Annotated in this window: 26 protein-coding genes, 1 tRNA gene and 2 pseudogenes; 13 read left to right on the top strand and 16 right to left on the bottom strand. The window is 59.1% G+C overall.

Annotated features, from left to right (window positions below; genetic code table 11):
* Positions 1-18: 18 nt before the first annotated feature.
* Positions 19-999: an NAD-dependent epimerase/dehydratase family protein gene (locus G9X68_RS28910; RefSeq protein ID WP_168311747.1), complete on the bottom strand. Its 981-nt coding sequence runs from the start codon at positions 997-999 to the stop codon at positions 19-21.
* A 257-nt stretch (positions 1,000-1,256) separates the two neighbouring features.
* Here G9X68_RS28910 and G9X68_RS28905 point away from each other — a divergent pair, with 257 nt between their 5' ends.
* Both G9X68_RS28905 and G9X68_RS28900 read left to right on the top strand, forming a co-directional pair.
* A complete protein-coding gene (locus G9X68_RS28905; protein ID WP_012758785.1) occupies positions 1,257-1,997 on the top strand; it encodes an ATP-binding cassette domain-containing protein in 741 nt (246 codons plus the stop codon).
* A gap of 40 nt (positions 1,998-2,037) precedes the next feature.
* On the top strand, positions 2,038-3,036 hold the full coding sequence (locus G9X68_RS28900) for an ABC transporter permease (protein ID WP_171605310.1): 999 nt from the start codon (positions 2,038-2,040) through the stop codon (positions 3,034-3,036).
* Between the two features lie 777 nt (positions 3,037-3,813).
* On the opposite strand, the gene G9X68_RS28895 is transcribed toward G9X68_RS28900, so the two are convergent.
* Complete coding sequence (locus G9X68_RS28895; protein WP_171605435.1) at positions 3,814-4,737, bottom strand: AraC family transcriptional regulator; 924 nt, start codon at positions 4,735-4,737, stop codon at positions 3,814-3,816.
* A gap of 162 nt (positions 4,738-4,899) precedes the next feature.
* Between G9X68_RS28895 and G9X68_RS28890 the strand changes: the two genes are divergently transcribed.
* From G9X68_RS28890 to G9X68_RS28865, 6 genes are all read left to right on the top strand, one after another.
* On the top strand, positions 4,900-6,213 hold the full coding sequence (locus G9X68_RS28890) for an MFS transporter (protein ID WP_171605309.1): 1,314 nt from the start codon (positions 4,900-4,902) through the stop codon (positions 6,211-6,213).
* A 54-nt stretch (positions 6,214-6,267) separates the two neighbouring features.
* A complete protein-coding gene (locus G9X68_RS28885; protein WP_171605308.1) occupies positions 6,268-7,119 on the top strand; it encodes an SDR family oxidoreductase in 852 nt (283 codons plus the stop codon).
* 71 nt (positions 7,120-7,190) lie between these two features.
* Positions 7,191-8,240: an aldo/keto reductase gene (locus G9X68_RS28880; RefSeq protein WP_171605434.1), complete on the top strand. Its 1,050-nt coding sequence runs from the start codon at positions 7,191-7,193 to the stop codon at positions 8,238-8,240.
* Between the two features lie 141 nt (positions 8,241-8,381).
* Positions 8,382-9,365 (top strand): oxidoreductase, encoded by a 984-nt coding sequence (locus G9X68_RS28875; RefSeq protein WP_171605307.1) that lies wholly within the window; start codon positions 8,382-8,384, stop codon positions 9,363-9,365.
* Between the two features lie 3 nt (positions 9,366-9,368).
* On the top strand, positions 9,369-10,010 hold the full coding sequence (locus tag G9X68_RS28870; RefSeq protein WP_171605306.1) for a DedA family protein: 642 nt from the start codon (positions 9,369-9,371) through the stop codon (positions 10,008-10,010).
* Positions 10,007-10,645, top strand: coding sequence for a class I SAM-dependent methyltransferase (locus G9X68_RS28865; protein ID WP_171605305.1), 639 nt, complete (start codon positions 10,007-10,009; stop codon positions 10,643-10,645). Before G9X68_RS28870 ends, G9X68_RS28865 begins: the two co-directional genes overlap by 4 nt.
* 107 nt (positions 10,646-10,752) lie before the next feature.
* On the opposite strand, the gene G9X68_RS28860 is transcribed toward G9X68_RS28865, so the two are convergent.
* On the bottom strand, positions 10,753-11,433 hold the full coding sequence (locus G9X68_RS28860; RefSeq protein WP_244956264.1) for a TetR/AcrR family transcriptional regulator: 681 nt from the start codon (positions 11,431-11,433) through the stop codon (positions 10,753-10,755).
* A gap of 79 nt (positions 11,434-11,512) precedes the next feature.
* On the opposite strand from G9X68_RS28860, the gene G9X68_RS28855 reads away from it, so the two are divergent.
* Positions 11,513-12,253 carry an SDR family NAD(P)-dependent oxidoreductase gene (locus tag G9X68_RS28855; protein WP_171605433.1) on the top strand — a complete coding sequence of 247 codons (741 nt, stop codon included), beginning with the start codon at positions 11,513-11,515 and terminating at the stop codon, positions 12,251-12,253.
* Positions 12,254-12,440: 187 nt separating this feature from the next.
* Here the strand turns inward: G9X68_RS28855 and G9X68_RS28850 are convergent, their stop codons facing one another.
* The 3 genes from G9X68_RS28850 to G9X68_RS28840 are packed head-to-tail and all read right to left on the bottom strand — an operon-like array spanning position 12,441 to position 15,174.
* Entirely contained in the window at positions 12,441-13,025 is a 585-nt protein-coding gene (locus G9X68_RS28850) for a dioxygenase family protein (protein WP_171605303.1), read from the bottom strand.
* 48 nt (positions 13,026-13,073) lie between these two features.
* Positions 13,074-14,156: an aldo/keto reductase gene (locus G9X68_RS28845; protein WP_171605302.1), complete on the bottom strand. Its 1,083-nt coding sequence runs from the start codon at positions 14,154-14,156 to the stop codon at positions 13,074-13,076.
* A gap of 25 nt (positions 14,157-14,181) precedes the next feature.
* Positions 14,182-15,174: an MBL fold metallo-hydrolase gene (locus G9X68_RS28840; RefSeq protein WP_171605301.1), complete on the bottom strand. Its 993-nt coding sequence runs from the start codon at positions 15,172-15,174 to the stop codon at positions 14,182-14,184.
* A gap of 173 nt (positions 15,175-15,347) precedes the next feature.
* Here G9X68_RS28840 and G9X68_RS28835 point away from each other — a divergent pair, with 173 nt between their 5' ends.
* Positions 15,348-16,289, top strand: a complete 942-nt coding sequence (locus tag G9X68_RS28835) for a LysR family transcriptional regulator (protein ID WP_171605300.1) — start codon at positions 15,348-15,350, stop codon at positions 16,287-16,289.
* Between the two features lie 19 nt (positions 16,290-16,308).
* Here the strand turns inward: G9X68_RS28835 and G9X68_RS28830 are convergent, their stop codons facing one another.
* Complete coding sequence (locus G9X68_RS28830; protein WP_425328651.1) at positions 16,309-16,746, bottom strand: winged helix-turn-helix transcriptional regulator; 438 nt, start codon at positions 16,744-16,746, stop codon at positions 16,309-16,311.
* Positions 16,747-16,846: 100 nt separating this feature from the next.
* Here G9X68_RS28830 and G9X68_RS28825 point away from each other — a divergent pair, with 100 nt between their 5' ends.
* Positions 16,847-17,758, top strand: coding sequence for an NmrA/HSCARG family protein (locus tag G9X68_RS28825; protein WP_171605299.1), 912 nt, complete (start codon positions 16,847-16,849; stop codon positions 17,756-17,758).
* A 200-nt stretch (positions 17,759-17,958) separates the two neighbouring features.
* On the opposite strand, the pseudogene G9X68_RS32440 reads toward G9X68_RS28825, so the two are convergent.
* From G9X68_RS32440 to G9X68_RS28810, 3 genes and pseudogenes are all read right to left on the bottom strand, one after another.
* Positions 17,959-18,096: pseudogene (locus G9X68_RS32440) on the bottom strand (MBL fold metallo-hydrolase); the annotation flags it as partial.
* 379 nt (positions 18,097-18,475) lie between these two features.
* The gene (locus G9X68_RS28815) at positions 18,476-18,970 is read right to left on the bottom strand and encodes a lipocalin-like domain-containing protein (RefSeq protein WP_171605298.1); all 495 of its coding nucleotides are present in this window, start codon (positions 18,968-18,970) and stop codon (positions 18,476-18,478) included.
* A 49-nt stretch (positions 18,971-19,019) separates the two neighbouring features.
* Positions 19,020-19,853, bottom strand: coding sequence for an SDR family oxidoreductase (locus G9X68_RS28810; protein ID WP_171605297.1), 834 nt, complete (start codon positions 19,851-19,853; stop codon positions 19,020-19,022).
* A 93-nt stretch (positions 19,854-19,946) separates the two neighbouring features.
* Here G9X68_RS28810 and G9X68_RS28805 point away from each other — a divergent pair, with 93 nt between their 5' ends.
* Positions 19,947-20,846, top strand: coding sequence for a LysR family transcriptional regulator (locus G9X68_RS28805; RefSeq protein ID WP_171605296.1), 900 nt, complete (start codon positions 19,947-19,949; stop codon positions 20,844-20,846).
* Positions 20,847-20,949: 103 nt separating this feature from the next.
* On the opposite strand, the gene G9X68_RS28800 is transcribed toward G9X68_RS28805, so the two are convergent.
* The 3 genes from G9X68_RS28800 to G9X68_RS28790 all read right to left on the bottom strand — a co-directional run bounded on the left by G9X68_RS28800 (position 20,950) and on the right by G9X68_RS28790 (position 23,075).
* Complete coding sequence (locus G9X68_RS28800) at positions 20,950-21,279, bottom strand: Atu4866 domain-containing protein (RefSeq protein WP_171605295.1); 330 nt, start codon at positions 21,277-21,279, stop codon at positions 20,950-20,952.
* Between the two features lie 84 nt (positions 21,280-21,363).
* Complete coding sequence (locus G9X68_RS28795; RefSeq protein ID WP_171605294.1) at positions 21,364-21,918, bottom strand: nuclear transport factor 2 family protein; 555 nt, start codon at positions 21,916-21,918, stop codon at positions 21,364-21,366.
* A 98-nt stretch (positions 21,919-22,016) separates the two neighbouring features.
* The gene (locus tag G9X68_RS28790; RefSeq protein ID WP_171605293.1) at positions 22,017-23,075 is read right to left on the bottom strand and encodes an aldo/keto reductase; all 1,059 of its coding nucleotides are present in this window, start codon (positions 23,073-23,075) and stop codon (positions 22,017-22,019) included.
* Positions 23,076-23,170: 95 nt separating this feature from the next.
* On the opposite strand from G9X68_RS28790, the gene G9X68_RS28785 reads away from it, so the two are divergent.
* The gene (locus tag G9X68_RS28785) at positions 23,171-24,061 is read left to right on the top strand and encodes a LysR family transcriptional regulator (protein ID WP_171605292.1); all 891 of its coding nucleotides are present in this window, start codon (positions 23,171-23,173) and stop codon (positions 24,059-24,061) included.
* A 74-nt stretch (positions 24,062-24,135) separates the two neighbouring features.
* Here G9X68_RS28785 and G9X68_RS32250 read toward each other — a convergent pair whose 3' ends face one another.
* The 3 genes and pseudogenes from G9X68_RS32250 to G9X68_RS28770 all read right to left on the bottom strand — a co-directional run bounded on the left by G9X68_RS32250 (position 24,136) and on the right by G9X68_RS28770 (position 25,421).
* A complete protein-coding gene (locus G9X68_RS32250; RefSeq protein ID WP_276314923.1) occupies positions 24,136-24,267 on the bottom strand; it encodes a hypothetical protein in 132 nt (43 codons plus the stop codon).
* Positions 24,268-24,363: 96 nt separating this feature from the next.
* Positions 24,364-25,067 (bottom strand): annotated as a pseudogene (locus G9X68_RS28775) (IS6 family transposase).
* A gap of 277 nt (positions 25,068-25,344) precedes the next feature.
* Positions 25,345-25,421: transfer RNA gene (locus G9X68_RS28770), tRNA-Met, on the bottom strand.
* Positions 25,422-25,439 lie beyond the last annotated feature (18 nt).

Below are 25,439 nucleotides of genomic sequence, written 5' to 3'. Positions count from 1 at the left end.
CGTGCCCGCCACACGAAATCAACCCGGATACCAGACGATGCGAGGCTCCTCCTTCGAACGCTCGTATTGCCAGGCCGAGTCGATAAGCATTTCGAGATCGTAGTTTGGCTGCCAATCCAGCAGGTACTTCGCCTTGCTGTTGTCCATCCAATTGGAATGGAAGCGGCTCGGTATGTCGACAGAGCCGAGATTGCGCGTGCGCAGGAGATAGGCGGCGACTTCAGCATAGTCGACGGGGCGATCCATGCAGATATTGAAGAGCTGCCGCTCCGCCCGGGGATTGTCGATCGCTGCCAATATTGCCGATACAAGATCGTCGACATGGACGAAATTGCGCTTCAGTGCACGTCCGTCGGCATCCAAGAGCAGCGGCACCGTACTCATCGCCGCATAGCGCCGTGCCGCGTCTTCCGGAACGAATGTCTTCCAGTCCGGGCCACCAAAGACGTCGTCTCCAAAAGACAGCGAATACTTGAAATCGTCCTTTTCCATGATCCAGGGCGCGCGCAGACAACAGCCATTGAGGCCATACTGAATGCCAAACTGCTCCAGCATGACCTCTTCCAAGACTTTGGATAGCGCATAGCTTCCCGGATAGGCACAATGGCGGGCGTTCTCGGTGATCGGGCCGTCGTGGCGATAGTGGAAATGTCCAACACCCGCATCACCACCGATCAGGATGAACTGGCGTGCCGTAACGCTCGTACGGAACTCCTCGAGCAGCCAAAAGAGACCTTTGACCGTGACATCCATGATGTCTTCAGGCGTTTCCTTGCATGTGGCGAGATGCACAACATGGGTAACGTCAACCAGCGCCGCTGCCACAACATCGCGATCGGCGATCGAGCCTCGGAAGACATCGACACGGTCGGTCGCCTCGTACAAACGATTATGACAAAGCGCACGAATACGGGCTTTGGAAAATCTCGGATCGTCAAGCAGCCCAGCAATGAAGCGCCGCCCGACCTTGCCCGTCGCTCCGGTCACAAGGATCAGCATACCGTTTCTCCCCCATCAATAGCTAATATCTGCGCGCCACTCTCGTCAAATGATATTTGTCTGACAAAACAGATTTTTGCGACAATAAGGTCAATTGCCGGGACAATGAGTTGACGCTGTCGCAGGGTTTTGCGTAAATGCTCCCGATCGCTTTTCCTGGGAGGATACTGGAAGCGAACTCGCCGGAGCCTTGCCTTCAAGACAAGCAGGGTTCGGTGCGATGGATAGCCCGCAGGTTTTGGGAGGCGAGAAGGCTGGTGGCGGTTCTTGAGCTCAGCAATATTTCCAAACATTTCGGTGCCATCCAGGCAGTCAACGATGTTTCGTTCTCGCTCGAAGCGGGGCAGGTTGTCGGCCTCATGGGCGACAACGGGGCTGGCAAATCCACCCTGGTAAAGATGATTGCCGGCAACTTTCGACCGAGCCATGGAACCATGCGGCTCGACGGCGCTGACCTCGTGCTTCATCGGCCGAAGGAAGCACGCCAGCATGGCATCGAGATCGTTCACCAGGATTTGGCGCTCTGCAACAATCTGACGGCGGCAGCGAACGTGTTCCTCGGACGAGAATTGCGCCGCGGCGTATGGCCTCTTCGCATCCTCGACCACAAGGCCATGTACAAACGCGCCGGCGAGATATTTCGCGAGCTCAAATCCGAGACGCGGGCGCGCGATCTCGTCAAGCAAATGTCAGGTGGCCAGCGCCAAGCGGTCGCGATCGGCCGCACGATGCTCTCGGAAGCGAAAATCGTATTGATGGACGAGCCGACCGCAGCCATTTCCGTGCGCCAGGTGGCTGAGGTTCTCAATCTGATCCGCCAATTGCGTGACCGGGGCATTGTCGTTGTCCTGATCAGCCACCGCATGCCCGACGTCTTCTCGGTCGCCGACCGCGTGATCGTGATGCGGCGCGGCAGAAAAGTAGCCGACAAGCAGATTGCGGCAAGTTCGCCGGAGGAAGTGACAGGGCTTATCACCGGCGCCATCGAACAGGTGTGATCGATGCTGTCCATTGCAACAGGAAAGAAGAAGGTCGACGATGGCGATCACACTTGACCAGACGATCGGACAGAAGCAACGGAGCTGGCTTGCGACGATCATGGGCGGCCAGACATTCTGGGTTCTGATTGCGGTCATTCTCGCCTGCATTTTTCTGTCGACGGCGACAGACTCTTTTGCGACCGCGAAGAACATCTACAACATCACCCGCAACGTCACCTTCGTCGCCATTATCGCGCTCGGCATGACGCTGGTCATCATCACCGGCGGCATCGATTTGTCCGTCGGCTCCGTGCTTTGCCTCTGCAGCATGGTGCTGGCGGTGGTCATGCACGCAGGATACAGCATTGAAGTCGGCATCGCCGCTTCAATCGGTACTGCTCTTTTGGTCGGCGCTTTTAACGGCGTATTGATTGCCTATCTCGGCTTCCCGCCTTTCGTCGTCACGCTCGGCATGTTGTCGATTGCGCGCAGCCTTGCGATGGTTGCGTCCAACAACACTGTCGTTTTCCAGTTCGGACCCGATCACGACAAACTACTGGCGCTGGGTGGCGGCGCCTGGGTTTTCGGCATAGCCAATCCAGTGCTTTACATGGTCATACTGGCACTCATTACCGGTTTCGTGCTGCGCTGGACCAAGTTCGGCCGCTATGTCTTTGCCATTGGCGGCAATGAACACGCCGCGACACTGACGGGCGTTCCCGTGCCGAGGATCAAGGTCATCGTCTATATGATTTCTGCCCTGTCGGCGGGGGTTGCCGGCATCATTCAAACCGGCTGGCTCGGCGCTGTCACCACAAACATCGGTGCCGGGATGGAACTTCAGGTTATTGCCGCCGCAGTTATCGGCGGCGCCAATCTGGCCGGCGGCGTCGGCACCGCCTTTGGAGCCTTGGTCGGCGCTGCACTTATCGAAATCATCCGCAACAGTCTTGGCCTGCTCGGCATCAACGCATTCTGGCAAGGATGCTTTATCGGCGGGGCAATCGTGCTAGCCGTCCTTTTCGACCGACTTCGCAACTTGCGACAGGGCGAGTAGGCGAATCCGGTTCTTCAGAGCACGCTGGTCGAGTGAGCGACCGGATTTGTTAGATTGTCCCGAAGCGTGTCCTATTAAACGCTCTGCGGTTTGCGCCCGGCCAAGAGCGGCCGCGTTCAATCAATCCAGCCGCACTCGATTATGCCGCCAAGGTGGGTGTTGCGCTCGATAGCCAAGCCAGCCCCCCGAAAGACGGACGCCGTGCTGGAGACCATCGCCCGCTGGAACCGGGGACGGCAGCTCAGCGAGCGACGTCGGCGTTGACCAGAACGTCGAGAGGCGAGACTGTCGCATCTCTAACTGGCCCAACTGTCGCATTACTAAATAGCCCTTACACACAGCTGCGGCGTAAGCATATTTATGGAACGGGTCCGTGTGTGCGAGAGGAAAATCTCCGGGGCGAAAGCCAAATCAACGGTGCAGGCCCATCATTTTGGGCGGCTAAGGCATGACCGAGATCGCTTTCCACATGCCACTTGTCATCCCTGCATCGGATCAAAGAGGCCTCTCGAACGCCGCGTTATAAAGTCGATCGACGCGTTTTGACCGATGCGCAAGAACCAAGCTTCGGAAGTGTCCGACGCAGCTTCGGGCAACAACGCTTTTGTCAGAACGTCCTGAATGTCCTCGCCAGATACATCGACCTACGATCTCGTTTTTCATCCTGCGCCAGTTAGATATGGCTCTTGCCTGTCTGGGCCGATTGGGCCTAGGAACCAGAGGTGTCGGCTCAGCTCGACCCGTTTGCACTTTAGCCGCAACCGCTTCCTGTTGAGATCACGCGGATCGAATGGTGCGGCTCGCATATTCACTGTGGAGGCGCTGTTGGTTTAGAGCATCCTGTTTAGGCGCGATTCCAAAAGTTCTTGAATACTCTCGGCTGAATTGCGACGCGCTCTCATACCCGACCTTGTACGCAGCTTCGGCAACATTGGCGGCTTTCGTGACCATGAGGCGGCGCGCCTCCAACAGCCGTAGTTGCTTCTGGAATTGGAGCGGCGTCATCGAGGTCAGTGCCTTGAAGTGCTGGTGAAACGAAGATGGGCTCATCCGCGCAACATCAGCCAGTTGATCGACGCGCAAAGTTTCCGCGAAGTTGGTGTGCAAAAGGGATACGGCCCTTACCACACGTTCGATGTTTGATTCCGGGCAGGCAAGTTTGCAGATCTCGCCGCCATGCGGGCCGCTCAACAGCCAATAGCAAATCTCGCGCACGATCGAAGGCGCCAGGATCGGAATCGCCTTCGGAGTTGCCAGAAGTCGAACCAGGCGGAGAATGCAATCGGCTAGTGGTTGATCCACTTTGGCGATAAAAGCGCAAGGACCGGTCGTATCCGACTGCGCTGGCGGTATATCCAATTGTTCGAGGACCTCCCGCACGGTTGCCACGTCGAAATCGACCATGACGCCGACATAAGGCGTTGCAGCACTGGCCTCCACGATCCTTCCGGTCGCCGGGACGCCGACACTGACGACCAAGCACTCCATGCTGCGGTAGTTGAGATGTTCATCGCCAAACTGCAACTCTTTCGCTCCTTCCAGCACGACGCATAGCGACGGCCGATAGATGTTGCGCATGGGCATCATCGACTGAAACGAGCGGACGATATTGAAGCCTTCTATGGCCGTCGGGAACAGGCCTTGGCCGCCACCTTGGTCTTCGATGTAGGCGGTGACGGCAGAGAGCAATGGCGTATTCAAGCGGGGCTCCGGTTGCTTCAGGGGCCACGGCAAGACGTGGCTCCTCGCCGGCATCATCGCCTCTCCTGCAGGAATAGGCAAGTTTCTTGAAGGTTCGGGCATTCTGGTCATTGGACACTCCATCTAGCTTAAGGGTGCAACCAAGCGAGGAGTGACCCCAAGATGACAGAAATTGTCGCCCGGTCAATAGACCCGTCAGAGACACGAGCGCCGCCCGCTGCCTCCAGCCGGGAATACGCAAAGGGCCTGCGAATGGCCGCCATATGCATCGTGCTTCTCCTGATTAACGCGTTCTCGCAGATCGATCGGATACTTCCCTTCATCCTCGCGGAAAAAATCAAAGCAGACCTGTCGCTGACCGACACCCAGATGGGCCTACTCACCGGGCTTGCGTTCGCGGTTTGCTACGCACTTCTCTCATTGCCGCTTGCCCGTGCAGCAGATCGGGGATCACCCCGGTTCGTACTGGTGTCCTGCGTCCTGGTCTGGAGTGTCATGACCACACTCGGTGGTTTTGCAGCCAGTTTCATGTTCCTGGCCCTCACACGCTTCGGTGTCGCATTCGGAGAGGCTGGCGCCGTCCCGGCTGGCCATGCTCTCATCGTCCGCAAAATTGGCCTCGAGCGGCGCGGTCTTGCAATCGGTCTGTTCGCAATGGGCATCCCATTAGGCACGATGGTAGGATTTGCGGCAGGCGGCGCATTTGCGGATGTCTTCGGCTGGCGCGTCGTTTTGATCGGTGCTGGAGCCATCGGCATCTTGATCGGGTTGTTGACCATCCTTGTTTCCGGCGCCACTCCTCCTCTTCCAACAACGGCCTCTCGCGGCGAACCCTTTCTGCGAACCAGCCTTGACCTGTTATCGTCTCCGGCGTTCCGCTGGTTGTTCACGGGTACCATTTTCCTGGGCTTCGCAGGCGCGCCTTTCTATGCCTTCTCCATATCGTTTCTGATCCGCAGCTACGGTTTTACCGCGACAGAGGTCGGCGTTTCTTTCGGCATGTTGCAAGGGTTGATGGGGATCATCGGTACATTGGGCGGTGGACGCTGGTTTGATTTTGCTGTTCGCTCAGGCTCCGGCAAGGTGCTCGGCCCGCCGGCAATTCTGTTCCTGATCGCCAGTGTAACGACAACTGCGGCGCTGTTTGCACCGACCGGCTGGATGTCCATTGCGCTCTTCGTGCCCGGAATGCTGTCATTTTCATTCATGTTGCCCTGGGGCTTCGGAGCCGCGCATCTGATCGCCGGTCCTGGACGTCAGGCACAGGCGACCAGCCTCGTCATGATCGGAAGCGGCCTCCTCGGCCCCGCACTTGGCCCTCTGATCGTTGGTGTTGTCAGCGATGCTGCCAGCGCAGCCGATATTTCAAACGGCCTCGGCCTCGGCTTGTTGATCGTGCCTTTCTCGACCGTCCTGGCAGGCATCACTCTCCTCATTGCAAACCAAAGAGTTGGCGCCTTGCTTCGCCAACCCTGACCGCAAACCGCCGTTGCAGGCTGAACCATTCGAAACTTCTTAGGAGATGTTCCAATGTCCAACACAGACAATTCCCGGCGCACATTCCTCGCCCTCGCGGCAGCCGTGCCATCCGCTATCGCCATGAGCGGCATCGCATCGGCCCAATCGTCCGATACTGGCGCTATCGCCCAACCAAGTGACAAGCGTGGCGCGATCGTTACCGGCTCTTCCCGCGGCATTGGTGCAGCCACCGCCCGGCGTCTGGCGCGGGACGGTTTCGCCGTGACTGTGAACTACCTTACCAATCGCGAGTTGGCCGAGCAGGTCGTTCGCGATATCGAGACCGCTGGCGGCCGTGCCATCGTTCGCCAGGCAGATGTGGCGGATCCGGCTGCGGTCAAAGCTCTTTTCGACGCCAATGACGAAGCCTTCGGTGGCGTCGATATCGTCGTCAATAATGCCGGCATCATGAACGTCGGTGCTTTCAGTCAGATGACCGACGAGGCCTTTGACCGGATGATGGCCACCAATATCAAAGGGAGCTTTAACGTGCTGCGCGAGGCGTCACGACGCGTCCGCGATGGTGGCCGGATCATCAGCCTGAGCTCAAGTATCATCAAAATGAGTCCTCCCGGCACGGCAGCCTACGCCGCAACCAAGGCGGCGCAGGAGATCTACTCCAGCGTTCTTGCCAAGGAGTTGGGCGGTCGCAACATTTCGGTCAATGCGATATCGCCAGGCGCCGTCGATACCCAACTCTTGCGTCAGCACGGGGAAGAGGCGCTTCGCGGCATACCGGAAGCAACCCCGCTTCGTCGGCTGGGCCAGCCAGAGGATATCGCAAATGTCATAGGCCTTCTCTGCTCGCAGGACGGGGCGTGGATCGATGGTCAAAACGTCTTCGCGAATGGCGGAATCGCCTGATGGATGCCCGCTGCGGCGTACATGCGCCGCAGCGGATTCGCAACCGGACCCTCTCTCAGGACACGCTCGTCATGAAATACATCACATTAGGAAACACGGGCCTTTTTGTCTCGGAGCTGTGCCTGGGCACGATGACGTTCGGCGGCAAGGGGATCTGGGCTAATATGGGTAACGTCCAGCAAGACGACGCTCAGGCTCTGATCGCCCGCGCACTTGAGCACGGGATCAACTTTATCGATACCGCCGACATCTATTCAAATGGCGTATCGGAAGAGATGATCGGTAGATCACTCAAAAACCTGGGTGTCCGACGAGAGGACGTGGTTATCGCAACCAAGGTCTGCGGGCCCATGGGCCAAGGGCCAAACGACGCCGGCAATTCCCGGGGCCACATCTTGGATAGCGTCAAGGCCAGTCTAAGGCGACTACAGGTCGATCACATCGATCTCTACCAGCTTCATAACGTCGATAACATAACTCCGATCGAGGAAAGCCTTGCTGCGTTGGATGCGCTGGTCCAGCAGGGTCTGGTTCGTTATATCGGCGTGTCGAACTGGTCGGCCTGGCAGATGGCGCGGGCGCTGGGCCACAGCGAGCGCCTTCAGATCGCGAAGATCGCCACCTCGCAAAACTACTACACGCTCGCAGGTCGCGATATCGAGCGGGAAATCGTTCCGCTCATCAAGGCCGAAAGACTCGGTCTTCTGGTTTGGAGCCCGCTTGCAGGCGGGCTGCTTAGCGGCAAGTTCGGACGCGACAAGCAGGGTGAGGAAGGTAGCCGGCGGACAACTTTCGATTTTCCGCCGGTCGCCATGGATCGAGCTTATGACGTGATCGATGTGATGGAACGCATCGGCGCCGACAAGGGTGTCAGCGTTGCAAGGATTGCGCTGGCGTGGCTGCTGCACCAGCCGCACGTCACAAGCGTCATCGTCGGTGCGAAGACGATCGCTCAGCTCGATGACAGTGTCGGAGCTTCGGAAGTCACGCTCAGTGCGGATGAGGTCGCTGAATTGGAAGCTGTCAGTAAGATCGCTCCCGAATACCCTGCCTGGATGCAGCGAACGCGCGAGGTCGCGGCAAGGCCACCCCTGAGCAAACCGATCGACGCCATCGAATAGGCTCGGACCCGGAACCGCCCCGCTCCGGATCCGTGAAGGGTCGCCTCACCCCACGGCGACCATCTGTCCGCCGAAGACGTGCCTCGAACAATGCGTCTTCGGCGGACGACTCTTGCACCAGCAGAACAGAAGGATTTGACGATGTCACAACCGTGGACACTTGACGACATGCCCTCTCAGAAGAGCCGGACGATCCTGATCACCGGAACCGGCGGCTTGGGCTTCGAAGACGCGCTGGCGCTGGCCCGAGCAGGAGGCGACGTGATTATCGCAGGGCGCAATCCGACAAAAGGTGCCGACGCTATTCGGCGCATCAAGGAGAAGGTACCCCAAGCATCGGTCGCACTGGAGATTGTCGACCTCGGTGACCTCGCGTCGATCGAAGCTCTGGCCATAAGACTGAAAGAAACGCGCGATCATATCGACATTCTCATCAACAACGCCGGCGTGATGACGCCACCAACGCGCCAGACGACCAAAGACGGTTTCGAACTGCAGTTCGGCACCAATTACCTCGGGCATTTTGCTCTGACGGGCTACCTCCTGCCGTTGCTCATGCGGGCACAAGACCCGCGCGTCGTGACGCTTTCCAGCATTGCTGTGCGAGGCGCAAACGTCGCGATCAACTTCGACGATCTGCAAGCGGCGCGGGGCTATCAGCCCATGCCTGTCTACGGTCAGTCGAAGCTGGCATGTCTGATGTTTGCTTTCGAACTGCAACGACGGAGCGAAGAAGCGGGCTGGGGTATTACCAGTATCGCAGCACACCCGGGAATATCGCGCACAGATCTGCTTCACAACGGCCCCGGTCGCCGCAGCGCTCAAGGCCTCCTCAGGTCGTTCATGTGGTTTCTGTTCCAGCCGGCTTCGCAAGGCGCGCTGCCGACCTTGTTCGCGGCTACATCTCCAAAAGCTCGTGGCGGCAGCTATTACGGCCCCGATAAACTGGGCGAAACCCGTGGACACCCGACAGAAGCGCAGATCCCGCGACAGGCGCTAGAGAAGCATGTGGCGCATAAGCTGTGGGAGATTTCGGAAAGGCTGACAGGGATATCGTTCGATGCACAAGTTCCTCCTCCCGAGCTCTCCGGTCTGGACGCGACAACGATCAGACGGGAGGGGTGAGATATGGACCCCCTTGGAAACCTTGTCGACTGGATTGCGGTCTACGGCATATTCGGTCTGTTTGCGATCGGGCTGGCGGAACGTTTCTTGCCTGCCCTGCCCTCTTATGGGGTTCTCGTTGCCATAGGTATCGCGGCCGATGGCGCCGTCTGGTCCCCCCACACCGCTGTCATCGCGACTACGGTCGGGAGTTTTATGGGGGCCCTCGGTCTCTATCTTCTTGTACGCGCCGTCGGAAGAAAAGGGTCCGTAACGCTTCTCTACTCGGTCGGCAGCAGATGGGTGGGTCTATCGCAGTCACGCATCGACTGGATATTGTCCTCCCTGCGTGCCCGGGAACGAGCGCTTACGATCCTGTCGCAACTCATTCCCACCGTGCGGTTGATCTCGCCCATAGCGGCCGGGCTTTTAGGCACGAATACGCTGCGGATTGTATCCGGCATGGCAGTCGGCATCGTTCTCTGGAACGGCTTGTTCATCTCCGCCGGCTACCTGGCTGTGCTGGTCATTCCTGGCATCAATTCGTCCGCGCTCGCCCTGAAAATACTGGTCCTGCTTGTTGTCACGGAAGTACCCACAGCCATGGTGTGGCGGCTTCAGCGACGACATTCGATGCGCCTGAATCCGGGAGCCAGCAAGCGATGACGAATAGGACTGCTGATGCGTTTTTGTTTTTTCGGGCGTGGCTTTCCGCTCCCCTCCGTGTCGCGTCCGTTATACCGTCGGGGCGTGCGCTGTCTTCTCTCATGACAGCCGAGATTTCCGCCAAGACGGGCACCGTCATTGAATTAGGTCCGGGGACAGGCGTTTTCACAAAGGCCTTGCTGCATCGAGGTGTCGCTGAAGAAAACCTCGTGCTGATCGAATATGGCGCGGACTTCGCGACGCAGCTTAGTCTTCGTTTTCCAACTGCAAGAATCATCGAGATGGATGCTGCCAAATTGAGAAAGTTGCCGCTTCAAGGATCGGCGCCTGTAGGCGCTGTCGTGAGTGGCCTTCCTCTTTTGTCAATGCCGATGCGGAAAGTGCATGCCATCCTGGAGGGCGCATTTTCGCACCTTCGCCATGATGGAGTATTCTATCAATTCACTTACGGTCCACGATGCCCGATCGCCAGACCTTTGCTCGACCGACTGGGCCTGAAGGCAAGGTATATCGGCTGCACCCTCGCCAATATTCCACCTGCAGCCGTCTATCGCATCAGTCGACGAAGACCGCGCAGGGCATTCGAACCGGCGCATCAGGATCTGTTGTTCGATGGTCAGAAAAATCCATCCTAGCCAGCAGCAGCTCGACCTGCATGGCTATTCTTGTTCCGGCTGAATCCGGCAGGCACCGGACATTCCATCACAGCCCGACGCGTTCCTTCAGCACTCGGCCAAAGAGTTCAAGCCTTGCCCTGCATCCTGTGATCGATGTTGCCGGTGATATTGTCCCAGCCGGAAAGCGCAATTTCCGCCACAGCGTGCAGTTCGGCGCGGTCCGCTCCATCGCGGGCGCGGATAGCCATGCCGCTCTGGACGATCTGCACGAACCTCGCCAGTTTGGTCGTGTCTGCCGTGGCCTTAAGGTCACCGTCGCTCTTCGCTCTGTCGAAACGCGCCTTGAGGAGATCGAAACCGCCTGCACGAGTCGCTCGCATGAGTTCGCCCAGTTCGGAATGTCCTTCGCTGCCCACGGTGGCGAGCGTCGCCATGCACCCGTGCGGTAGATCGCAATCTCCACCGGTCATGGCGATGGCGGAATCCTGAAGAAATACCAGCGCTGCGTCTCTCGCGGTCGAAGCAGCCCTGAAGCGCGTCCAGACCAACCCCTCGTAGGTCGTGTAGTAATATCGGAGGGCCTCCGCATAGAGTGCGTCCTTTGAGCCGAAGGCTGCATAGAGGCTCTTCGTGCCGATCCCCATCGCTTCCGTTAGATCTGCGATGGAGGCGGCCTCATAACCCTTGATCCAGAACAGTCTTGTCGCGGCGGCAAGCGCAGCCTGGCGGTCGAATTCCCGCGGTCGGCCGCGTGAGCGGTGGGTCGGCTCTGAATGGTCTGGAGAGGCCAAAACGTAATTTTGCATCGACCACTGCATAAATCAGTTGACGGCAATTTGCAATGACCCTACGTATTTATGCATCGATCACTGCATAAAGGTAACAATGATGGAATTGCTGGGAAAACGTGCCCTGGTGAATGGCGGCTCGAGGGGAATAGGCGCCGCGATCGCAATTGCGCTGGCTGAGAATGGCGCGGATGTCGCGTTCACCTATCAGCGCTCCGCAGACAGGGCTGCATCGGTCGTTCACACTATCGAGGAAAAAGGCCGGCGTGGGCTTGCCATTCAGGCCGACAGCGCCGACCCGGATGCCATCCGTCGCGCCGTCAGCCAGACGGTCGACACACTTGGAGGGCTTGATATTCTAATCAACAGCGCAGGCATCGGAACCGCCGGCATGACCGCGGATCTGGCACTCGCCGACCTGCAGGCCATGCTTGATGTGAACGTTCGTGCGCCCGTCCTGTTCTCACAGGCCGCGATCCCGCATCTCTCATCGGGGAGCCGGATCATCTCTATCGGCTCCTCCCTGGCGGAGCGTGTGCCTTTCCCGGGTGTGACGGCTTATGCCATGTCGAAGTCGGCGCTTCTGTCGTTCACGCGGGGCCTTTCGCGCGAACTCGGGCCTCAGGGCATCACCGTCAATCTTGTTCTTCCCGGTTCAACGGACACGGACATGAACCCGGCCAATGGCGAGAATGCTGATTATCAGCGCAGCCTCACATCGCTCGGCCGGTTTGGCGAGCCCCGTGAAGTCGCCAGCGCGGTGGCGTTTCTGGCTGGTCCCGCTGCTAGTCTGATTACCGGCGCAGTTCTCAGTGTAGACGCCGGCTTCAACGCCTGATTTGCCCTTCGCGTTGTCCGGACGTCTTGCTTTACGGCGTCCCGCAGCCGATTTTCAATAGCGGCCGTAAGATGCGTTGAGAGCGATTTGTATCTGTCAACTGCGCAAATAGGCGGAATGCACGTCAACGCAAGTTGAGAAAGTCGTAGGGCAATTAAACCCTCCCCTCTCCCGCGGCCTTCCTTGGTCAGATCACAAAATCAAACCGTCCGAACTTTCCGTCACCGGTTTGCTTCATGTCGAGGAGTAGCGCCTCGTGAAACAGCCCGTCTCCGGCGTTTCTGGGCTCTCCGGGAAAATAGAGTTGGGTGGTGAGGACGCTCCCACCTGGGTCCTGGACGTTGAAATGGAAATGGCGCGTGCGGCCGGGATAAAGCGCGGGCACGATGGTATTGAACCACCAGCGTCCGTGGGTGTCGGTGAACTGGTGTCCGCGCAGGCGGAAACCCACGCTGTCGTAGTCACCGTTCGCATCGGCGTGCCAGATTTCAACGAGGCTGCCGCCAAGCGGTCGGCAGCGATTGTCGAGCACGAAACCGGCGACGGTAATTCGCTCGCCTCCGGGCGCATCCGGATAGAGATCCCGATTGAGCGGCGAGTGTGGCCTGAAGAATGGACCGGCTTCCCGTTCAAGGGTCGGTTCGTCTCCATCGTCACATGCAAGAGTAAGCGGGAGTTCGGGAGCGGCCTGCGCAAACGCCTTCATTCTCGCCACGTCGATGAGAGGCAGCGTCAGAAAGGCCGCCAGAAGCGAGCGTCTGGTGGAAAGCACAGTCGGTCTCCCGGTTTTTAAGTGGTGTCGAATTAGAGCAAGGCGACCTTACCGCAGGCGCTGCGCGGCGTTTGCCTGTGCCTCCCGGATCAGGCCGGAATACATATTCTCTTTGCCGGGATACCAGGGCATCGTGCCGATGGAGCCGAAGCCGGGAATGGTCTCCATATGTGCGACCATGCGGGCACGCATGCGCTCATCTGGAAGCGAGCCTGTCATCGCCTGGACATTATCACTCATGTGGTCGGGGTTGGACGTGCCGCAGAGCACGCTTGTGACGGCCGGGTGCGCCATGACCCATTTCAGGAAGAACTGCGCCCAACTCGTCGCCCCGAACTCCTGCGCAAAGCCGGGGAGCGGCTGTCCTTCGACGATTTTCATCAGGCGCGCCTTTTCAAGCGGCAGGTTGATGAGCACGCCGACGCCCTTGTCGGCCGCCGCCGGAAGAAGGCGGCGCTCGGCATCCCGGTTGAAGATCGAGTAATTCGTCTGGATGAAGTCGACATCGTCGCGTTGGACGATCGCCAATAGCTGGTCCTGCGCCGCCGACTCGTGATGGGTGACGCCGACATGGCGTATGAGGCCTTCCTTCTTCCATGCCTTCATCAGCGGAATGACGACCGGCGCATTGGTGATGCTGTGGCATTGCATAAGATTGATCGTGTCACGCCATGTCCGCATGCGCGATTGCCGGAAGCTTTCAACGGCGTGGCTTTCGTCGCCGAGATATTCTCCTGTCGACCAGACCTTGTTGGCGAGGAACATCTCGTCGGATCGTTCAAACTCGCCCATGAACTGGCCGACGCTGACTTCGGCCGAGCCGTAGAGAGGCGATGTGTCGACCACGCGACCGCCTGCAGCGACATACCGCTCGAAGACCTGACGGAGAGCGTCGCGGCGATCACCGGGCTTCAGGTCGAAGGTCAGGAAGGTGCCAAGACCCAGGGCCGTGACCCGTTCGCCAGTGCGTGGCAAGCTGCGGGTCAGCACATCCGGATTTGATCCAGTGGCTGGCGACGCCACGTTCGTTTCCTGGGTCTGCGCCGTAGCGTTGGTGGCGAGTGCCAGCCCTGTTGCCGCGGCACTTATCGTGCCGAGGAAGCCGCGTCTATTGATCTTTGATTGGTCCATGGGATCTCTCCTGTTTCGTTAACCGTCAGAACTGCCAGTTGGCGGGTACCCAAGCGTAGCCGCCGTCGGTCTTCAGCATCCGGCCAAGACCGGGGAATGGATAGTGGAAGCCGAGTACGGGCATGCGCTCGGCGGCCGCCCTATCGAAAATGCGCCGGCGGGAGGATAGGGCCGTCTCCTTGTCGCGGTCTGGGCCTGGAAGCCAGGGCCTATCGACGTTGACAATGGGGTGATAGGCAAGATCTGCCGTCAGCAGCAACTGGTCGTTCCCGGAATGGACGAGGAGGGTCGCCATGCCCGGCGTGTGGCCGGATGCGACGATCGTCGTCAGACCCGGCACGATCTCGGCGCCGGCTTCATAAAGTTCGACATCGTTCATGAACGGCTCGAGGCTGTTTTTGATGTTCGCCGCGAAGCGCAGACGGAATTCCTCCGGCACCGGCATGTAGGAGAGATCCGGATCGGTGCGGACGAAGAAATCCCAGTCGGCCTTCGGGACGAAGACCGTGGCGCGGGGAAACGCCTTGCCGCCGTCTGCGGCTCTCAAGTTACCGACATGGTCGGGATGGGTGTGAGAGATGACGATCGCGTCGATGTCCGCAGGATTAAGACCGATCGCCGCGAGATTATCGAAGATCCGGCCGCCATTCGGGCCCATGGTCTTGCCTGCGCCAGCTTCGATCAGAATCCGCCGGCCACCGGTTTCGATCAGCAGCGTGTTGAGATTAAGCGTCATGTGGTCGGTCGGAAGAAACGCCTGCCGCAGGACCTCCTGAAGCTCGGCTTCCGGCGCGTCGCTTGCATACACACGGGGCGGGCCACCGATCACGCCGTCGCTCAACACTGTCGCGCTAATTTCGCCGACGCGGAAGCGGTAGTGACCGGCATTGCCGGCCACCGGGGACGCGGCCTGGGCGTTGGCTCTGCCGGAGCCACCCAGGCTCGGAATGAGCATGCTTGATGCGCCCGCGACAGCGCACAGCATGATGGCACGTCGGTTGAGAGTGAAAGCATTCATCGGTCTTCCCTTTTGCGTTTGGTACGTTTTCGCTTCGCTCGATCGCACGGGTCGACGTGACCGGAAAAGGAAGCGGATCAAGCACAGCGTCAAACTCTGCACTCACCATGACACGGGTCGATTGATCTGATAACCTGCGTTAAGTTTATCAGCTTGGTTAGAAATACTTCTCAATGAACCCTATTCGCCTGGACAGTTTCGATGTCTTCGTAGCCATCGTGCGCTGTGGCGGTTTCCGCGCAGCAGCACTCGAGCGAGGGGTCTCTTCATCGGCCTTGAGCCAGACGATGAACGCCCTGGAAGAGACTTTGGGTATCCGGCTCCTCAATCGAACGACGAGGAGCGTGTTTCCGACGGAGGCAGGCCAGCGCCTCCTCGAACGTTTGGCACCTGCGTTGAGCGACATCAGGCTCGCCATCGCAGAGGTCGACGAGTTGCGGGATAGCCCGTCCGGAACACTTAGGATCAACGCGCCGGCACCGGCCGTCGATCATTTTCTCTGCCCGCTGGTGTTCGACTTCATGGATACCTATTCCGAGGTGAAGATCGAGATCATCAGCGATGCGGCCGTCATCGATATCGTGGAGCAGGGTTTCGATGCCGGCGTCAGGTTCGGCAAGCAGCTGGCCCAGGACATGATTGCGCTGCCGCTTGGACCCGCGCTCCGTTATGCAATCGTAGCTTCGCCTGATTATATCAAGAGGTGCGGGCAGCCGCAGACACCGCACGAACTTGTTGGTCACGACTGTATAAGACGCCGTTTCCCTGGTGGCACGCTCGTCACCTGGCGCTTTGATGAGGGAGCCGAAGAGATCGAAGTCACTCCAACTGGGCGCTTGACGGTGAGTTCCGCACACAACGAACTGCAAGCTGCACTGGCGGGCGGAGGAATCGCCCATGTCTTCGATGACTACGCCAAGCCGTATATCCAAACCGGCCGGCTAGTGGAGCTTCTCTGCGACTGGAGCCCCACCTTGCCGCACTGGTTTCTATACTACCCCAGCCGCCGCCTCCCGAGCGCAGCCATGCGTGCGTTTCTCGATTTCATGAGGAGCTACGACTGGAAGGCGAAGGATGCCCTCGACCTAAAGCGATTTGACCAGCAGCTTGCGTAGAAGCAGATCGGAGCTTCTTTTAAATCCGGCGCTGTTCGGCCGCATCGAACTCGAGACGCGACGCTTCGATGTCTTGCCATGTGTCGCGGATCCAGTCGGTGAATCCCGCTAGCGGCTTCAGCATCGACTTCCCGCGATCAGTCAGCTCATACTCCACGCGTGGTGGCAGTTCGGTGTAATAGTGCCGTGCGACGAGCCCATCCCTCTCAAGATTGCGAAGGGTAAGCGTCAGCATACGCTGCGAGATATCGGGAATGCCGCGTCGAAGGGCGCCGAACCGCATCGGTGCATCGGGGGAAAGTGAAAGCATCGAGATGATAAGGATCGTCCATTTGTCGCCAAGGCGAGCCAGCACGCTGCCCGGGGCGCAAGGTGTCAAAACCGGTCCCCGCGGAGTTTCAATCACAGGTCGTCCATTTATCTCGCGTGGCATTACATCTCCTGCATTCACTTCCATTGGTTATCTTCGTGTGCCCGAGGACCAAAATTGTGCCGTCTTGCGCGCATTTTCCGATTGTTCCACATGGTAACTGCGTAAGTTACCAAGGAGAACTAACATGTCAAATGCGCCAGAGTTTCTCGTGTTCGGAGCGACAGGCCAGCAAGGGGGAGCGGTGACACGGGCGCTGCTCGAGGCGGGCCGAGGAGTTCGCGCCTTCGTTCGTGACCCATATAGCGAAAAGGCAAAGTCACTCGCCGCGGACGGGGTCAGCCTGGCGGTGGGTGACCTGTTCGATCGCGCATCGATCGACCACGCGATGAAAGGAATCCGTAGCGTGTTCAGCGTGCAGACGAGCTCCCCATCGGGATTGCTTACGGATGAACAGGAAGTGGAGCAGGGCAAGTCTGTTGCTGACAGCGCGGTGTCCAATGGCGTTGCTCATCTTGTCTACTCCTCAACCGGAGCTGCGGGCAAGGGCCACACCGGGATGGGTCATTTCGACAGCAAGTCTCGCATCGAGGACTATGTCCGCAGCTTGCCCATCACCACGACAATCACCCGCCCAGCCAGCTTCATGGAAATGATGATGCTCCCGGGAATGGGTTTGAACACCGGCGTTTTCAATTATTTCATGCGGCCGGATCAGTCGATGCAGATGATAGCACTCCATGATCTTGGTCGCATCAACGCGCAGATCCTTTGCCAGCCAGACCTCCATGCCGGCCGGGTGATCGAACTGTCGGGACAGGACATCACAGGCAAGGATCTGCAAGACGCCTTCTCACGTGCGGCAGGCCGCCCTATTCACTACCAGCGGTTTTCCGAGGAACTGCTGAGCGAGAATAACTTTCTGAAACGGCTGACTGCTCTCGTCGATAACGGCGTGGTTGCAGGGATCGCAGACATTGCTGCCCTCGAACGTGAGTTCGGACCCATGTTGAGGGTGGAACAGTGGCTTTCCGGTCCAGGAAAAACGTTGTTCGAAAACGCACTCAGCGCCGAACCGTCAGGTATCGGATTACGATGACGCGTGAAACAGCAGGAGGGATCTTTCCCTCCTGCTGCGGCGAGTAGGCCCAGCTGCCCTCTGTCAGTTGAAGTCCAGAAGTCCCATTCAGCTTGGCCGACGACATATCGTGCCTGGCTGAACGCCGGATGATCACCGTCCATGAGCCCGTTGATGTGATCGGCATGAAGATGGGAAATCGTCACGATTGTCACATCGGACGACGCATAACCCGATGCCGCGATGCGGCTCGCCAGTTGCCCGGTTCCAAATTCCCTGCCCTCCGGCCCATTGCCGGTGTCGAACAGGATGACGTCGGTGCCCGTGTTCACAAGCACCGGGTTGAATTGGCCGATCATCCGATCCGACGGCAAAAAGTTGGCTTTCATCACAGACACGACTTCGTCGGCATCCTGATCGGCGCCGAAGGTCGGATGTGGTCCATTAAATGTCCGTATGCCATCGAGAATGACGGTGATCTCGAACTCACCGAGCATGAAGCGGTAAAAGCCGGTGTTGGTGATTTCCGATTTCGGTGGAGCGGCCGCAAAGGTAGCGCGTGTCATGATCTGAGGTGTTGAAAGGGCCAGCGCAGTTGCGGCTCCTGCCCTGAACATGGAACGACGATTGAAGAGCATGGCTCTTTCCTCCGGATAGCTCAACTTCGTTTTTGGTCATGCTCGAAGGGCGGGCACTCGCAAGCTCGAGACCTTATGCAGAGGACCGCCCTCCGGTGCCTCATTTGACGCGCTGCCATTCGATCCTGATTTCAGTGCCTTCCGGCCTACGGAATTGTTCAGTCATGCGGTCGCCGTCAACGACCAGCCTCAGATCATCACGTGTGCGCACGCTGCCAACCCAGTTCGGAAATGTCGCCCCTTCGACACGGTTTCCGCTGAATTCTCCCTTCTCATCAACGGTGTAGGTTCCGAAAAACCCGATGCTGCGTGACATGGCCATACGATTTTCATCATCTGTCCCCTCGCCGCGAGCATTGGAGGCAAACCGCGGAACGTCGGCATCGGTAAGGACTTCCACGAAATGCAGGTCGGGCGTGAAGACGAGAAGACCGTTGGGTTTCTCTCCATAGGCGGCGATATTTTTTCCACCGGGGTCGATCGTCGCCGACATCATCCGCCAAGTGCCTGCTACCTGATTTTCTGCGGCAGTCTGCGCGAAGGCAGACGACGAAATGTTGAGGGCAAGGGCCAATATAACCGGTCGAATGGACATGTTTTTTCCTTCCTGTTCATGAGGTCTGTGTTTCCGCCGCTGCCGCGGTTCACGGATCCTGCCGGTCGGCGGAATTCGCCACTCCACGCTGCGCCTCAAGGGCAGACAGGCGTGCGGAAAGTGCCTGTGAGATAGAGGAATAGGCCGTGCTACCCAGCGCCAGCCGCAATGGCGGCGTCTCGCTCTCGGCGGCTGATATGATTGCGGCTACGGTGCGCACTGCATCTCCCTTGATCTCGAAGCTGCCCTCGGTGATCGCCCGGCGAACGGCCCCGGCAGGGGTTTCATCGTAGGCATCCATCGGTGTCGCACGGACGAGATTGGCTCCGAAATTCGTGCCGGTCGGTCCCGGCTCGGCGATAATGAAGTCGATACCGAAAGGCGCCACTTCCTGTGCCACGGCTTCGACGAAGCCCTCGATGCCCCACTTGGTTGCGTGATAGAGGCTGAAGCCCGGATAGGCGATCTGCCCTCCTTCGGACGAGACCTGGACGATCCGTCCCCCGCCTTGCTTTCGAAGAAGGGGCAGTGCTGCACGGATCAGATGGATGGATCCGGTAAGGTTGGTGGCGATTTGCCGGTCGATCTCTCCATTCGTGAGCTCTTCCGCAGCACCGAACAGGCCGTAGCCGGCATTGCTGACGATCACGTCGATCCGGTCGTGCCGCTCGAATGCGCCTTCGACGGCCGAGCTTATACTCTTCGGCTTGACCAGATCGAGTTGAACGATATCGAGGCGATCGCCGTATTCCTGCGCAAGTTTCGCCAGCGCCCCAAGGCGGCGGATCGTTGCGACCACCTTGTGTCCCTGGGTGAGCAGCTGTTGCGTCATCTCGAGACCAAGCCCCGAGGAAGCGCCGGTGATGAACCAAGTCTTTGGCATGGGAACTCCTGTTATGTTCATGCGAATGTAAAACATCAACATTGGTGATATAAGGTCTTCAATTTGAGATGAGATGGTGAGGACATTTCACGAATGGCACGCCCTAGTTTGAACGATCTCGCGGCCTTTGCGGCGGTGGCCAGTCACCAGAGCTTCCGCAGAGCGGCCGACATCATGGGCGTTTCGCGCTCGGCTCTCAGCCACGCAATCATCGGACTGGAGACAAAACTGGACGTGCGGCTCTTCAACCGGACGACACGCAGCGTATCGCTGACCCAGGCCGGTGCCCGCCTGCTCGCGCGCCTCGATCCGGTCCTCCAGGAACTCGATCAAGCGCTCGATACCTTGTCGGAGGAGCGCGGCACCCCGAGCGGCACACTGAGGATCAATGCAAACAAGAGCGGCGCGCGCATCCTCCTCGCAGAGGTCGTCCCGCGCTTTCTGGATCTCTATCCCGACGTCGAGCTTGATCTGGTTTCGGAAGGTCGGCTCGTCGATATCGTGGAACAGGGTTTCGATGCCGGAATACGCCTGCGGGAAACCGTCCCGAAAGACATGGTCGCGGTAAAATTCGGTGGCGACGTGCGTTTCATCGCCGTGGTGGCGCCTTCCTATCTGGACGGGAAAGCAATACCGTACACGCCCGACGATCTTTATGCGCATTGCTGCGTCCGCCAACGTTTGCCGAGCGGAAAGCGCTATCGCTGGGAGTTTTCCAAACGCGGCGCCGAAGTCGCGATCGATGTGCCGGGCAACCTCACACTCGATGACAATGATCTTCTCGTGCAGGCGGCGGCGGACGGGCGCGGTATCGCCTATGTCCCGGAATACTTCGCCCAGCCGTTTCTGGGGTCCGGTCAGCTGGTGACCGTGCTTGATGACTGGTGCCCGCCGACGCCTGGTCTGGCCCTCTATTACCCGCGCAGCCGGCACGTCCCATTCCCGCTTCGGGCCTTCATCGACCTCTTGCGAGAGGTGGACAGAACACGATGACGGGGCGATGGTGAATGGCATCCGACCCCGTCAGATGGATGAGGTAGACCTGCGGAACCCATCGCTTTTAGCCGTTTCGCATTGCGGATGCTCGCCTGGTATGTCAGGGCGTCGCTGGCTTGCGACGCAAGATCATGCCGCCATGGTGCAATGTGTTGGCATCGACGAAATCGCCGTCGGCAGTGAAGCCCGTGTCGTCCCAGTACTCGATATGCGTCCCATCGACTTCGTAGCGGCCCTCATAGGCTCGCTCACGCTGACCGCGGGCCTCGACATAACGACCGCTCGGCAGAAGTTCATGGCGAACACGGTTGTCGTCGGTGACCCACATGCCAACGTAGGGATGGTTCGGCTGCAAGTTGGTCTCCTGTGCTTCTGCGGGTTGGATCGAAAGGGTGGCCGCTGTGATGAGTACTGCAAATGGCTGTCGCATGGTCGGGCTCCGTTAAGCGTTACTGTTCCTGCGCGCGGTCTCGGTTCGGCAGACATTCAGTTCTGCCGAAGCCGCAGGCGTCGGTCATTGGGAACGGGGGGCGTTGTTGTCGACGACCTGCTGATAGGCAACGAGGTCCAGGAAGGCTTCCGCATTAACGACGAGGCCATCCTTCATCTTGAATATCCAGACGAACTGGTTGCGATAGGGTGCGCCCGAGGTCGTGGTCGCCGTTCCGTCGAAGCGGATGATGATCGTGCCTCCGTCGGCAAAGATGCCGTGAACCTCCGGCACGATTGGCGTCGCGAGGCGGCTGGTCAGAGGACGTGATGCCTGTTCGATGAAATCCTTCTGGTTGCGATAGGTGCCGGCGACCGGCCCGGAGCCATGGATCGTCCACACGACATCGGGAGCGAGAAGTTCCGCGAAGACGTAGGTACCCCCGCGCCATTTTTCGAAGGCGGCTTCAACGATCGCCCGGTTCTGCCGTTCGATCGCGGCACTGTCCGGAGCCTGCATCTGCGTTGCCACAGTGGTGGCAAAGGCTGCACCCGGCAGGGCGAGCGACAACAATCCCAGTGTGACAAGAGCTGTTCGGCTTGCGTCGGCGACCCACCGGCGTGTCGGAAGAATGGTCATGGTATCGGTCCTTTCCTGTTGCTGAGAGCTTGTTCGGGGCCCATCGACCGGCAATGAAGCTGCGTGCTCCGTCGACAGGCGTCACCTCGTTTGAACGGTCAGTCGCGGCGTTCGGTCGCGGCGCCGCCGAAGATCAGTTGCTGGACGAGGGGACGTTGTGTGAAACGAGCGGGAAAGACGGGGCTCGGTGCGCTGATCCGGTTCAGACGATCCAGTTGTTCCGGCGTAAGCACCAGATCCAGAGCTCCGAGATTGTCCTCGGCCTGGGCGAGTGTGCGGGCGCCGATGATGGGGGAGACGACGGTCGGATTGGTCAGTGTCCAGGCAAGCGCCACCCGCGATGGCGTGGAGTTGGCCTCTTCGGCGACTGCTCGAACCTCGTCCGCAAATTCGATCGCACGTCCGTTCAGATGCCCGGACGAAGCTATGACACCCTTCCGGCTGGCAGACACCGTCGCCTCTTGCGAATCCTCCACGTCGGCACGGGAATATTTGCCTGTGAGCACACCACCGCCGAGCGGTGACCACGGAAGCACTCCGAGGCCCAAAGCCGCAGCCGTCGGCAGGAGCTCATGCTCGACGGTCCTCTCCACGAGGCTGTATTCGATCTGTAGCGCCACGAAAGGAGACCAGCCGCGGATGTCAGCGAGCGTCTGCATCTGTGCAACCCGCCATGCAGGCGTATTGCAGATGCCGAGATAGAGGACCTTCCCGGTCCGAACGAGGTCATCGAGCGCTCGCATGACCTCGTCCGGCCGGGTCGTCATGTCCCATGCATGGAGATAAAGAAGGTCGATGCGATCCGTGCCGAGCTGCGTGAGGCTCTGCTCAACGGAGCGCACCATGTTCAGGCGGTGGTTGCCTCCGGAGTTCGGATTGCCCGGTTCCCGCGCCATCGCAAATTTTGTCGCAAGGACGATCCGCTCGCGCTTGTCGCCGATGAAGGTCCCGAGCAGGCGCTCGGCGCGGCCGTCGGTGTAATTTACCGACGTGTCGACGAAGTTGCCGCCCCGGTCGACATAGAGATCGAAGATACGGCGGGCCTCGTCGCCGTCCGCCCCCCATCCCCAGTCGGAACCAAAGGTCATCGTTCCGAGCCTCAACGGCGAAACTCGCAGGCCCGACCGTCCAAGAAGTTTGTAGTGATCAAGCGTCATATCGCTTTCTCCTGGTTGTGAGATCCAAGATAGACGCGCCAAGGAGAGCGAACAACTTGCCCAATGATGACCACGATGGTAACCAATTCTAACCAATGGCGATCGATCTGAATGGCATCTCTGTTTTCCTGGCAGTCGCCGAAGCGCGGAGCTTTCGCGTGGCCGCGGAGAATTTGGGCGTCACAAGGCCAGCCGTCAGCCAGACCATCCGCCGTCTCGAGGATCGGCTGGGTGTAGCGCTCGTACAGCGCACCACGCGCAGTGTCAGTCTCACAGAGGCCGGTGAACGGCTGTATCAGCGGGTGGCGCCGGCTATTTCCGAAGTCGGACTGGCGCTCGACGCGACGGTGGACCGCGACAGCGCACCGAGCGGACTGTTGAGGCTGGCGGTGTCATCCATCGCCGAACAGTTCATCTCAGGGCCGCTTCTGGCGCGTTTCGCGGACGCCTTTCCCGCCATTCAGATCGATGTGACCGTCACGGACGAGGAATTCGACATTGTCGCGGAAGGCTATGACGCGGGGGTACGTTTGGGCGAAGTCATCGATCAGGATATGATTGCCATTCCGGTGTCGGGCGACCAGCGTCAGGGCGCCTTCGCTGCGCCGTCCTACATTGAACGTTTCGGCAAGCCCGAGCATCCCTCGGAACTTTCTGCTCATCGGTGTATCGGCTGGCGTCCAGCGCCACACAGCGCGCCCTATCGCTGGGAATTCGGCCAGCATGGACGTGAGTTCGACGTGGCTGTCGACCCCCAGATCACCACCAATGACATGTGGCTTATGATCCGCACAGCCTGCGCCGGCGGCGGCATCACCTTCGGGATGGAGGACACCTTCAAGCCCTATCTCGAATCCGGTCAGTTGATCCCTCTCCTTCAGGAGTATTGCCCTCCCTTTGCCGGCTTTTTTCTCTATTACCCCAGCCGGCGCAACCTGGCGCCAAAACTTCGGGCGCTCGTCGACCATGTTAGGCGGCGGCGATAGCATCCGACCGTCAGATAGCCGTCCTGACAGGCAGTGCCCGGCTGGCCGGGTCGACGCGGATCCGAGGGGAGAGGCTACCTTGAAGCTGTGGTCGCATCGCGGATGGTCGCCTGGATTGCCCGCTCCATCGCGTCGCTTTCGTCGAAGACGGCCGTCATTAAAGTCGCGCCCTCGATCCGCACCAGCGCGTCCGTCGCGAGTTGCACGGCTGTTTCGTTCGTTCGGCAACCCCTTGCGATTATGGCTGTAAGGGGTGTTGTCACATTATCGAGGAGAACGAACGGCCGCGCTGCCGCCTGAGATCAGGCAATGGCACCCGTCACTATTTTCCAATGCGCCATGGCGCGGAGACGATGAATGTGAGTGGCGAGAGCAGAGCGGCTGCGATGCATTGCGACGAAGAGATTTCGGATGGCGGAGAAGGTCGTTATGAAACGTTGCAGACCTCCGGCTGATCGGAATCCGTGCATCTGGTGCTCCCGTTTTCGCAGCGGCAGATGAGAATTCTCCGCTCGATTGTTGAGAGCCTTATGGGACCGGTGGTCAACCGTTGGCATGAGGTCACGTTTGGCCGCACTATAGGAGCGGAGTTTGTCGGTGATGATCCGCTTGGGTGGCATGCCCTGCTTCTTCAGCAGCCTGCGCAGCAATCGCCTTGCAGCCCTGGTGTCGCGCCGGCTTTGAACGATTTCATCGAGAACGTAGCCGTCTTGATCGACGGCACGCCAAAGCCAGTGCTTTCGGCCGGGATGGAAACCACAACCCCATCGAGGTGCCAGACGTCCTGGCGCGAAGGCTGCCGGCGACCGAGTTGCTTTGCGTAAGTCGGCCCGAACTTCCGGCCCCATCGCCGGATCGTTTCATACGAGACGATGATCCCGCGCTCCAGCAGTAGCTCCTCCACCAGCCGCAGGCTCAAAGGAAATCTGAAATACGGCCAGACCGCATGGGCGATGATCTGTTGCGGGAAACGGTGACGCTTGTAACTGATGGACGAATTCTTCATCCCACCAGTTCTATGCCCTACCCACTGACATCAGGTTTATGTGACAACCCGCTTCGTAGTTCTGCGAACGACGAGCTACCATCGCCAGGGAAAGCGAAGCTTTTCCGCCAGCGATAAGAAGGTACATGCTGATCTTTGAAGAGTGTTGGTTGCGGGGGCAGGATTTGTTGTTTTCTGTCCCGCTGCGTCGGCTTTTCCTTCTTGCTGGCCCCTGATTAGGCGTTAAATCCTCGACCCGTTACCAAACAAAAAGCCCGCGCGAGGCGGGCTGTTTGTTTGGTTGCGGGGGCAGGATTTGAACCTGCGGCCTTCAGGTTATGAGCCTGACGAGCTACCGGGCTGCTCCACCCCGCGCCATTTGGCAAATCGTTG

Source organism: Rhizobium changzhiense, from assembly GCF_013087625.1.
GTDB lineage: Bacteria > Pseudomonadota > Alphaproteobacteria > Rhizobiales > Rhizobiaceae > Rhizobium > Rhizobium sophorae.
The sequence above is the reverse complement of the archived record's forward strand: the minus strand, read 5'-3'. Positions and strand labels throughout refer to the sequence as shown.